Annotated in this window: 9 protein-coding genes, 1 tRNA gene and 1 pseudogene; 6 read left to right on the top strand and 5 right to left on the bottom strand. The window is 71.2% G+C overall.

What is annotated here, in order from left to right; translation table 11 throughout:
* The first annotated feature begins 59 nt into the window (after positions 1-59).
* Positions 60-1,268 (top strand): cytochrome P450, encoded by a 1,209-nt coding sequence (locus ACRX5S_RS04535; protein ID WP_436771416.1) that lies wholly within the window; start codon positions 60-62, stop codon positions 1,266-1,268.
* Positions 1,269-1,424: 156 nt separating this feature from the next.
* On the opposite strand, the gene ACRX5S_RS04530 is transcribed toward ACRX5S_RS04535, so the two are convergent.
* Positions 1,425-2,255 carry an alpha/beta fold hydrolase gene (locus tag ACRX5S_RS04530; RefSeq protein ID WP_436771415.1) on the bottom strand — a complete coding sequence of 277 codons (831 nt, stop codon included), beginning with the start codon at positions 2,253-2,255 and terminating at the stop codon, positions 1,425-1,427.
* A 77-nt stretch (positions 2,256-2,332) separates the two neighbouring features.
* On the opposite strand from ACRX5S_RS04530, the gene ACRX5S_RS04525 reads away from it, so the two are divergent.
* Positions 2,333-2,824, top strand: a complete 492-nt coding sequence (locus ACRX5S_RS04525) for a MarR family winged helix-turn-helix transcriptional regulator (RefSeq protein WP_436771414.1) — start codon at positions 2,333-2,335, stop codon at positions 2,822-2,824.
* A gap of 78 nt (positions 2,825-2,902) precedes the next feature.
* Positions 2,903-2,975, top strand: a tRNA-Pro gene (locus tag ACRX5S_RS04520).
* 530 nt (positions 2,976-3,505) lie between these two features.
* On the opposite strand, the gene ACRX5S_RS04515 is transcribed toward ACRX5S_RS04520, so the two are convergent.
* The 3 genes from ACRX5S_RS04515 to ACRX5S_RS04505 are packed head-to-tail and all read right to left on the bottom strand — an operon-like array spanning position 3,506 to position 5,169.
* A complete protein-coding gene (locus tag ACRX5S_RS04515; protein ID WP_436771413.1) occupies positions 3,506-4,279 on the bottom strand; it encodes a TetR family transcriptional regulator in 774 nt (257 codons plus the stop codon).
* Positions 4,280-4,289: 10 nt separating this feature from the next.
* A complete protein-coding gene (locus tag ACRX5S_RS04510) occupies positions 4,290-4,757 on the bottom strand; it encodes a thiol-disulfide oxidoreductase DCC family protein (protein WP_436771412.1) in 468 nt (155 codons plus the stop codon).
* 4 nt (positions 4,758-4,761) lie between these two features.
* Positions 4,762-5,169, bottom strand: a complete 408-nt coding sequence (locus ACRX5S_RS04505) for a hypothetical protein (RefSeq protein ID WP_436771411.1) — start codon at positions 5,167-5,169, stop codon at positions 4,762-4,764.
* Between the two features lie 169 nt (positions 5,170-5,338).
* On the opposite strand from ACRX5S_RS04505, the gene ACRX5S_RS04500 reads away from it, so the two are divergent.
* The 3 genes from ACRX5S_RS04500 (at position 5,339) to ACRX5S_RS04490 (ending at position 9,208) form a co-directional block, all read left to right on the top strand.
* Complete coding sequence (locus ACRX5S_RS04500) at positions 5,339-5,737, top strand: VOC family protein (RefSeq protein ID WP_436771410.1); 399 nt, start codon at positions 5,339-5,341, stop codon at positions 5,735-5,737.
* A gap of 239 nt (positions 5,738-5,976) precedes the next feature.
* Positions 5,977-7,473 carry an NAD(P)/FAD-dependent oxidoreductase gene (locus tag ACRX5S_RS04495; protein WP_436771409.1) on the top strand — a complete coding sequence of 499 codons (1,497 nt, stop codon included), beginning with the start codon at positions 5,977-5,979 and terminating at the stop codon, positions 7,471-7,473.
* 334 nt (positions 7,474-7,807) lie between these two features.
* Positions 7,808-9,208: a potassium channel family protein gene (locus ACRX5S_RS04490; protein ID WP_436771408.1), complete on the top strand. Its 1,401-nt coding sequence runs from the start codon at positions 7,808-7,810 to the stop codon at positions 9,206-9,208.
* A 90-nt stretch (positions 9,209-9,298) separates the two neighbouring features.
* Here ACRX5S_RS04490 and ACRX5S_RS04485 read toward each other — a convergent pair.
* Positions 9,299-9,625: pseudogene (locus tag ACRX5S_RS04485) on the bottom strand (peptidase S8); the annotation flags it as partial.

Genomic DNA, 9,625 nt, shown 5'->3' with positions numbered 1-9,625 from the left:
GCCGGCCCCGTCGTCCCCGAACACCCTTGATGTGCAACCGCCTCCGGAGGAGTCCCGCCATGACCACCGCGATGCCCGACATCTACACGCCCGATCTGTACGTCGCGGGCCCGCCGCACGAGCTGTTCACCGAACTCCGCCGCACCCAGCCGGTGTTCTGGCAGGACATGCCCGGTGAGCCCGGCTATTGGGCGGTGTTGAAGCACGCCGACGTCGAGTACGTCTCCCAGCACCCCGAGTTGTTCTCGGCGGAGACCGGCGGAGTGGTTCTGGAGGACATGGAGGAGGCCCGCCTGGCGGCGTTGCGCGGGACCCTGCTGGCGATGGACCCGCCGCGCCACCGGGCGTACCGCAAGCCCTTGGTGAAGTCGTTCACCGCGAAGGTCGTCGGGGAGATGGAGGGGCGGATCCGGGAGATCTGCCGGGAGATCTTCGCGCGGTCGGACGGCGACGTCGAATTCGTCCACGACGTGACCGCCGGCCTGCCGACGCAGGTGATCGGCGAGCTCATGGGCCTGCCGCAAGAGGACTGGAGCCACCTGCACCGCCTCGCGGAACGGACCACCAGCCAACAGGATCCCGAGGTCGGCGGCACCGAGGGGGACGGCTACGGCCCGGGCGCCGCCGCACGCGAGATGGTCGCGTACGCCATCGGGTTCGCCGCACGCCGCCGGGTCGAGGAGCCTCGTGAGGATCTGACGACGCTGATCCTGGAGTCCGAGTTCGGCGGCAGGGCGATGACCGACGCCGACTTCGGCTCCTTCTTCATGCAGCTTGTCACCGCCGGGAACGACACGACGAAGACGATGTTGGCGGCGGGGCTGCATGCGCTGCTCACCCACCCGGACCAGTTCGAGGCGCTGCGCCGGGATCCGTCGCTGGTGCCGGGGGCGGTCGAGGAGATCCTGCGCTGGGCGAACCCGCTGCACTACTTCCGCCGGACCGCGACGCGGGACGTCGAACTGCGCGGGGTGCGCATCAAGGCGGGCGACAAGGTCGCGATGTACTACACGTCGGCGAACCGCGACGAGGAGGTGTTCGAGGACGCGCAGGGCTTCGACATCTTCCGGCGCCCGAACCCGCACCTGTCCTTCGGCTTCGCCGAGCACTTCTGCCTGGGCGTGCACATCGCCCGTCTGGAGGGCCGCGTCTTCTTCGAGGAGCTGATCGCCGCCTACCCGCGCATCGACCTGACCGGCGAGCCCCGCCGCGTCCGCTCCAACCTCAACAACGCCCTGGCCGAACTGCCGGTGTACCTGGGCCGCTGAGCCCGGGCGCGGCCCCGGTGCCGATCGGGGCGCGTGTTCCCGTGTGGGGTCCGCCTCGCGGCGCGCAGACGATCGCAGTCCGGCCGCCCTCCGCACGGGGCCGCCCCGGCCGCGTATACGGCCGACCCGGGGACGGTGTCTGCCGACCTCATGATGTCAGCGGGCCGCCCCGTACACGTCGCGCAGGAACTCCCGGACGAGCATGTTGAATTCGTCCGGGCGTTCCATGTTCGGGTAGTGCGCGACCCCGTCGATCGTCGCGGAGCGGCCGTGCGGCGCGTTGTCCACGAGTCGTTCGGCCATGCCGATCAGATCCGGGCTGTCCAACGCGCCGTGGATGGCCAGGATCGGCACGGTGATCCCGGTCGCGCGGGACCACGTGTCGGTGACCGGAACGGTGACGTTCTCCTCGTCCAGGGTGTGCTTCGAGACCGTACGCACTGTCATCTCGCGGAGTCTGCGCATCAGTTCGGCGTCCATGTCGGCGAACTCGCGGGTCGGGCCGGCGGCGCTCCGCAGGGCGGCGCTCAACCAGCCCTCGACGTCGCCGGTGGCCATCGCCGTCGCCTGGTCGGCGAAGATCTGCAACGCCCACGGGTCGGAGTATTCCGGCTCCGACGTACCCGCACCGCTGATCACCAGGCCGGCCACGAGCTCCGGGTGTTCGAGCGCGGTGTCGACCGCGATGCCGGCGCCCATCGAGATGCCGACGAGCACCGCCGGGCCGATGCCGAGGTGGCGGAGGAGCGCGGCCAGATCGTCGGTCTGGCGAAAGGGCTTGGACGCGTTCGCCGAGTCGCCGTGGCCGCGCGCGTCCGGGGCGATGACGCGGTGGTCCGCGGCAAGCGCGGACACCTGGGCGTCCCACATTTCGTGCGTCAGATACCCGGCGTGCAGCAGGACCACCGGGTGGCCCGCGCCTTCGTCGCGGTAGGCGAGTTCGCCGTCGTCGCTGGTGAACCACTTCAGTTCCGAGGAGAGCATCATGACAACCAAGGTGCCATCTTCCGATGATTATGACAACTCAGGTGTCATTCGGGGGACTGAGGTGTCATCCTGGTCCCGTGACCAAGCAGAAGCCCGAGAACGCCGACGCCCCGCTGCCGCCCGACGAGCTCGCCACCCGGCTCGCCGAGGTGTTCGCGCTCGTAGGCCCGCTCTACCGGCGCGCGTACCGCAAGGTGGAGGCCTCCGAGACGATCGAGGGGATGTCCGTCGGAGTTCGCACCGTGCTTGAGGTGCTGCGGGCGTACGACACACCGCTGACCGTCCCGCACATCGGCCGTTCCCTTTCGGTCAGCAGGCAGTTCGTCCAGCGCATGGTCAACGACGCCGCCGCCCTCGGGTACGTCGAGTCCGTTCCGAACCCGGCTCACCAGCGCTCGCCGCTGATCCGCCTGACCGACCCCGGACGTGTGGCGGTCGGCACGGTCCTGGCACGCGAGCACAGCGAACTGCGGCAGGTCGGAGGCGAACTGACCGCGGCCGACCTGGACTCGTGCGTGCGCGTGCTCACCAACCTCCTTGCCCTGGTGGACCACGTCGACGTGAACTGACACCACGCCAGGTCCAGGGATATCCCGTTGGCCTGCGCCCTGCGCCCTGCGGCCTTCCTGGCCTGGACGCCGAAGTGACGGCGTGTAGCTCGGTCAGCAGAGCACCGGGCTCGGGACCCGAAGGGCGCGGGGGCGTAACCCGCCACGTCGGCTATGGGCACCAACCGCGTTGAGATCGGTACCGGTTACCCCGGCGGGCAGCTGGCCAGTGCCTTCCGCACCGCCTTCGGCCACGAGGATGCCGCCACGCGACAGCGCGCCGAGGAGCGCCTGCGCACGTGGCGGAGGGAACTGGACGGCATGTCCGCGGGGACGCTGACCGTCGGATCGCGCACCCCCGTCGCCGGGCTCCCGGCGAGGGCGACACCGCAGGTGGTCCGCGGCGGGTTCGCCACCGGCGACGCCGAGGCCGGCGGCCCGCCGCTGCCGCACGGGGCGGCCGGAGGATCTGAAGCACAGGCCCGGCCACCTCGTCCGCCGCCTCGACCCGGTGGTCGCCGGCCTCCGCCACATCCTCGCCGGCGGCACCTTGACGACAACTCGGCCCTCACCGCCCGCCGCTACACCGCATGGGCCACGGACGGCCACTGGATGTGCAGGATCTGACCGGGTAGGAAACGGCCTCCGCGAAGACAGGCGCCGAGGAACCGGCCCCGCGTTGCCGCTTTGCGGAACCAAGCCTCAGCTCGGAGTCGCGTGCTCGATGCCCTCGGGGACGATGAAGTCGCGGACGAGCTTCTCGGCGTCGCGGACGAGGGGACGGATGAGCTTGTAGCGGGACAACGTGGTGACGCGGGCGACCATGGGGGTGGTGCGGCGGACGAAGTCGCGGGTGCGGGTGCTGTCGGGGGACCGGTCGTAGACCCAGAACAGGACGATGCCCATTTGGTGGAGCCACAGCAACTCGGGGAGTATCACCGCCATTTCGGCGTCGAGCTTCATCGTCGAACCGGCGAGGACTTCGCGGTAGAGGTCGACGACGGTCTGGCGGGCCGGGTAGGACTCGGCGGAGAACGGGGACAGCGGACTGTCGGGGTCGGCGGCGTTGCGGAAGAACTGCACGGCGAAGCCGTGGTAGGGCTCGGCGACGTCCAGCCAAGCCTCCAGCGTGACTTGGAGGCGGGACGCGAAGTCCGTGCGGCCGCGCAGGCGTTCGCGGGTCAGGGTGATGTGGTCGCGGGTGACGCGGTCGTAGAACCCCTGGATCAGGTGTTCCTTGGACGCGAAGTAGTAGTAGGCGTTGCCGACCGAGACGCCTGCTTCGGTGGCGATGGCGCGCATGGTGGTCTTGTCGTAGCCGCGGTCCTGGAAGAGGCGTAGTGCGGTCTCCAGGATGAGGGAGCGGGTTTGTTCGCTCTTGCTCGCTTTGGGAGCGCCTGGGGCTTCGTCGCCGGTGTTGTCGTCCGCGGGGGGCGGCGCTGGGGGCGTTCGGGACGCTGGGGGGTCGGTTTCCACCCGAGGAACCTTAATCGTGCGGTCCGCAGTCCCCTGCGCAGTCTTCGGACGCGCGGCGGGTCGCGGCGGAGATCTTCGCCGCGGCGACCACGGCGGCCTTGGCGAGGGGGAGTGCGGTGGGGGTGCTGAGGCGGGTGGCGAGGGGTCGGTAGCCGCGCAGGGCCCAGAGGCAGACGACCCAGGCGTGGGCGCCGGAGTAGACCTGGCCGGCGTCGCCGACGACGGTGATCTCGCGCAGCGTCCGCTCGTGGTCGAGGTCCGGGTAGCGGTTGCGGGCCCGGGCCGAGCCGGCGGCGACGAGATCGATCGCGACGAGCTTGGGGCGGCGGGCCAGCCACTGGCTGACGGCGGTGCACAGCGGGCAGCGCGAGTCGTACAGGACGGTGATGCGGCGGATGGGCGGGACGGTCGGGGCGGCGGGCAGGGCGTAGGGGGCCGCACCCCCGTGGAGGCCCCCTACGCCGGTCCATGCGGTCATCGGGTCACACCCCGACGGCCGGGCTGGTCCAGCCTTGCGGCGGGACGGGCGGCACGGTTTGGTGCTCGGCGAGCGTGCGGCGCCGGATGCGGCCGAGGATGAACACGTTGGCCAGGTGCAGGGCGCCGAGCACCAGGAGGACGGTAGCGATCTTGACCGACAGCGCCTCGCAGGACTCGCGGACGGAGTCGACGCTGCCGCCGAGCCTGAGGTGCAGGGCGACGAAGCCGAGGTTGACGAGGTAGAAGCCGGCGGAGAGGAGGCGGTTGATCGCGTCGGCGAGCTTGCGGTCGCCGTGCGTCACGTCGACGAGGAAGACCCGGCCGTTGCGGGCGAGCGTACGTCCGACCCACAGCGTGAGGGTGATGCCGGCGATCAGGTAGACGGCATAGGTCGCCACGGTGAGATCCATGGGGGTCACCCCTTTTTTGAACGCGTTCAGTACGCGTGTCAGGCACTCTAGCCCGAGCTTTTGAACGTGTTCAAGTCACTTCTGTGGGCGTGGCCGATTCTCGGCGCAACAAGCTGCGCGGGTGCGTCGCACAGGCGCGAACGGGGCGGCGGCGTGGCAGAGTACGGAGATGGCGAGCGTCTGGACTGAACTGTTGATCGACTGTGAGGACCCGCACCGGCTGGCCGACTTCTGGCGCGCGGTGCTCGGCTATACGCACATCGAGGAGGACCAGGACGGGGACGTGCTGATCAGCGACGTGCAGCGCACGCCGGACGCGCGCAGCTCCGGAGCGTTCCCGCCCGCGCTGCTGTTCCAGCGCGTGCCGGACGGTCCCAAGAAGACCAAGAACCGACTGCACATCGACTTGTCGCCCATCGACCGCACCCGGGACGCGGAGGTCGAACGCGTCCTGGCCCTCGGCGCCACCCGCGTGGACATCGGCCAGTCGGACGACCTGAGCTGGACGGTGCTGGCCGACCCGGAGGGCAACGAGTTCTGCGTGCTGCGGGGGTACGTCGGCAATTGAGCCGGGATGCGGCGGGACATGAGCCGCGACACGTCGGCACCTGAGCGCGGCATCTCGGCGCGCGAGTCAGGGACCTTCGCGCCGGACGTGTGTCGCCGCGCTCCTGTCGGGTAGCCGTGTGCGGTGTTGCCGCGCGTCGGGCGGCGATGGCGAGTTGATCTACGTAGGCTCCGCATCAGGCCTGCCGTACGTCCCCGCGCGCACGGCGAAACAAGCTCCAGACGTTGGGAGTGCGCTCCATGTCGCGTCCGAAGATCGTGGTGGTCGGCGGTGGCTTTGCCGGGGCCGAGTGCCTGCACCGGCTCGAACGCCGCCTCACCCCACCCGAGGCCGACCTCACACTGGTCACCCCCACCGACTACCAGCTCTACCTGCCGTTGCTCCCGCACGTCGCGGCCGGCGTGCTGACCCCGCAGTCCGTCGCCATCTCGCTGCGCCGCCGCCTGCGCCGCAGCCGCCTGCTGCCCGGCGGCGCGATCGGCGTCGACACGCGCGCCAAGGTGTGCGTGGTCCGCAAGACCACCGGCGAGATCGTCGACGTCCCGTACGACCAACTCGTCCTCACCGCGGGAAGCACCACGCGCACCTTCGACATCCCGGGCCTGACCGAACACGCCCTCGGCATGAAGACCCTCGCCCAGGCGGCCTACCTGCGCGACCATGTCATCGCCCAGCTCGACCTCGCCGCCATCACCCACGACCAGGCCGAACGCGAGGCCCGGCTGCGCTTCGTGGTCGTCGGCGGCGGATACGCCGGCACCGAGACCGCCGCGTGCCTCCAGCGCCTGACCACCGCGGCGGCCAAGCGCTACCCCCGCCTGGACCCGTCGCTGATCGAGTGGCACCTGATCGACGTCGCCCCCAAGCTGCTCCCGGAACTGGGCGACAAGCTCGGCGCGAAGGCCATGCGGATGCTGCGGCGGCGCGGCGTGCTGTTCTCGCTGGGCACCTCGGTCGCCTCGGTCGAACCCACGAAGGTCACGCTCACGGACGGCCGCGTGCTGGCCACCCACACGTTGATCTGGACGGCCGGGGTCGCCGCGAGCCCGCTGGTCGACACCCTGTCCACCGACACCATGCGCGGACGCCTGGTCACCACCGCAGAGTTGACCGTCCCCGGGGTGGACTGCGTCCTCGCGGCGGGCGACGCGGCCGCCGTCCCCGACCTCGCCAAGGGCGGCGACGCGATCACCCCGCCGACCGCGCAACACGCGCAGCGGCAGGGGCGCGTCCTCGCCGACAACGTGGTCGCCCGCCTGCACGGCACCGCGCTCAAGCCGTACCACCACCGCGACCTCGGCCTCGTCGTCGACCTCGGCGGCAAGGACGCGGTCTCCAAGCCGCTAGGCGTCGAACTCTCGGGCGTCCCGGCGCAGGTCGTGGCCCGCGGCTACCACGTCATGGCGATGCCGACCGTCACCGCCCGCACGCGCGTCTTGGTGAACTGGGCGCTCAACGCCGCCGCGGGCGACGATTTCGTGCGCACCGGATTTCAGGCGGGACGCCCAGCGCGCCTCCAGGATTTCGAGCTGACGGACGCGTACATGACCGTCGACCAGGTGGAGGAACGGCACCGGGACGGCCACGGGACCGGCGCCCCGAGCGGTCGCAAGGACACCGTCGGGAACGGCGTCAAAGATGGGAGCAAGGGTGGCGGCGAGGGGGAGAACGCCGACCCGGGCGGCACCGGGAACGACACCGGGAACCAGCCCAAGAAGGACGGAAACGAGGGCTGAGACGGGCCCTCTGCGAGCCTTCGCACGCTCGAAGCCCCGGCGCGCGAGCGGGCTTGCAGACAGGCCCGTGAGCAGGTCCGTGAGCAGGTCGGTGAGTGAACCACGGACGAGACCACGGACGGGACCACGAACGAGCCCGAAAGCCCACGCACCCACGCAGCGCCCAGCCCCGATCAGCCCGCACAAGTCATGCTCCGATGAGTCGCGTATCGGCTATTCCCCGGGCAGAACCACCGTCTAGGGTCGTCGGGCCTTGACCGGCTTGATCACCGCCGGGTGCCGCTCCGTGCTGCGCCGACGGCCCCGTTCGCGACCCCAGGGACAGAACCCCATCGTGACCACCGCATGGCCTGGATCACTGCCCGACGTCCGCGCGTTCGTCGTCATCGGCGACACCAACCTCGCCCGCCGCGTCTGCGCGTCGTCGACGGCGCGCAAACACCTCGTCCACCACCTCGGCGAACCGAGCGACAGCGAGCTGCGCGCGGCCCTGCACGACGCGTCCGACGGGGTGGCCATCCTCCTGCACGACGACGTCGCCGCCCTGCGCTACGCCCTGGCCGTCGCGCACATAGCCCCGCAAGTGCCCATCACCGTCACGGTGTTCGACCGTACGGTCGCCGAGGAACTGACCCGCCTGCTACCGCAATGCGACGTCACCTCGCCCGCCGACCTCGCCGCCCCGGCGCTCGCGGGCCCCTGCATCGACCCGACCACCGCCGCCGTCCACCACCGCCCGCACGGCACCCTGGCCGTCACCGTCCGGGACGCCCGGCCCCAGTTCGGGCCGTTCCGCCCGCACCGGCGGCAACTCCGGCGCCGTCTGGGAAACTTCGTCGGCCAACTGCGCCCGCACGACGGCGGGACCAAGCTGCTGGTGATCGGCCTGCTGGGCATCATCGGCGTCCTGCTGGCCGACTGGGCGTGGCTCGTCGGCCACGGCCACCACCCGGCGGAATCCCTCTTCCACGCCACCCGCGTCGTCGCCGCGGTCGGCCCGGCCGAGGCGCCGGAGCACTCGCACGGCTACCAAGTGGCCGCCAGCGCCGCGATGTTGGCGACGCTCGTCTTCAGCGCGCTGTTCACCGCCGGGGTCATCGAACGCATGCTCGGTCCCAAGCTCATCGGCCTCATCGGACCGCGTACGCTGCCCCGCGCCGACCACGTCATCGTCGTCGGCATGGGCCAGGTGGGGCTGCGCCTGTGCGCCGAACTCCAGCGCCACGGCGTCCCCGTCGTCGGTGTCGAGCGCGACCCGCAGGCCGTGACCGCCCGCCTCGCCCGCTCACTCGGCATCCCCGTGATGACCGGCCACGGCGGCGACCGCGCGGTCCTCGAAAAGCTCCGGCTCGGAAAGGCGAGGTCCATCGCCGCGGTCGGCTCCGACGATCTCGACAACATCGCCGTCGCCATCGCCGCGCACGGCGTCGCGCCCGACACCCCCGTGGTCATCAGGGCGGGCGAACACGAGGCCATCGCCGAGACCAGGTCCCTGCTGCCGATGGGAACCGTACGGGACGTCACCAGCCTCGCCGCGGGCTACGTCCTCGCCCGGCTCCTCGGCGAGCCGGTCGGGGGCGTCATCGCGCACCGCAGCGACGTCTACCTGCAACGGCCCGACGAGACGTTCGTACGGTGGCCCCTCACCACCCGGGACCACTGCCCCCACCCGCAGCCGAGCGGCGCGGGCGCGGGCCGGTCCAGGAGGAACGGAGCGCTGACGCCACCGCGTTGACCGCCCCGGCACGACCCACAACCCAAGACCAAGGCGACACAAAGGCGGCCAGGCCCGAAACCGAGCCTGGCCGCCTTCATCTCCCGCGCACTACCTCGGGGCAACCCCGTACGCCCGCTCCACCGTCTGCCGCAACGTGTTCCCGTCCGCGTCGCGCAGCGAAGTCCGCAGCGCCACATACCCGTCGCCGCCCCGCGGCACGGGCGGCGCGAGCACGGTGTAGCCCTTCCCGTTCGGCACCGCGGGCAGGCGGCGCCACGTCGCACCGCCGTCGTACGACGCCTCGACCGTGAACTGCCGCACCTGCGCGTGCGTCCCGTCCGGCCGCTCCACGCTCGCGGTCAGCACGTAGGGGCGGTCCCCGGGGACCCGGTTGCGCAGGTCGAAGTCCCCGTCGAACCGCACCAGCGGCAGCGG

It is taken from the genome of Yinghuangia sp. YIM S09857 (assembly GCF_051388915.1).
Classification (GTDB): domain Bacteria; phylum Actinomycetota; class Actinomycetes; order Streptomycetales; family Streptomycetaceae; genus Yinghuangia.
This window is presented reverse-complemented; position numbering and strand designations above follow the sequence as displayed.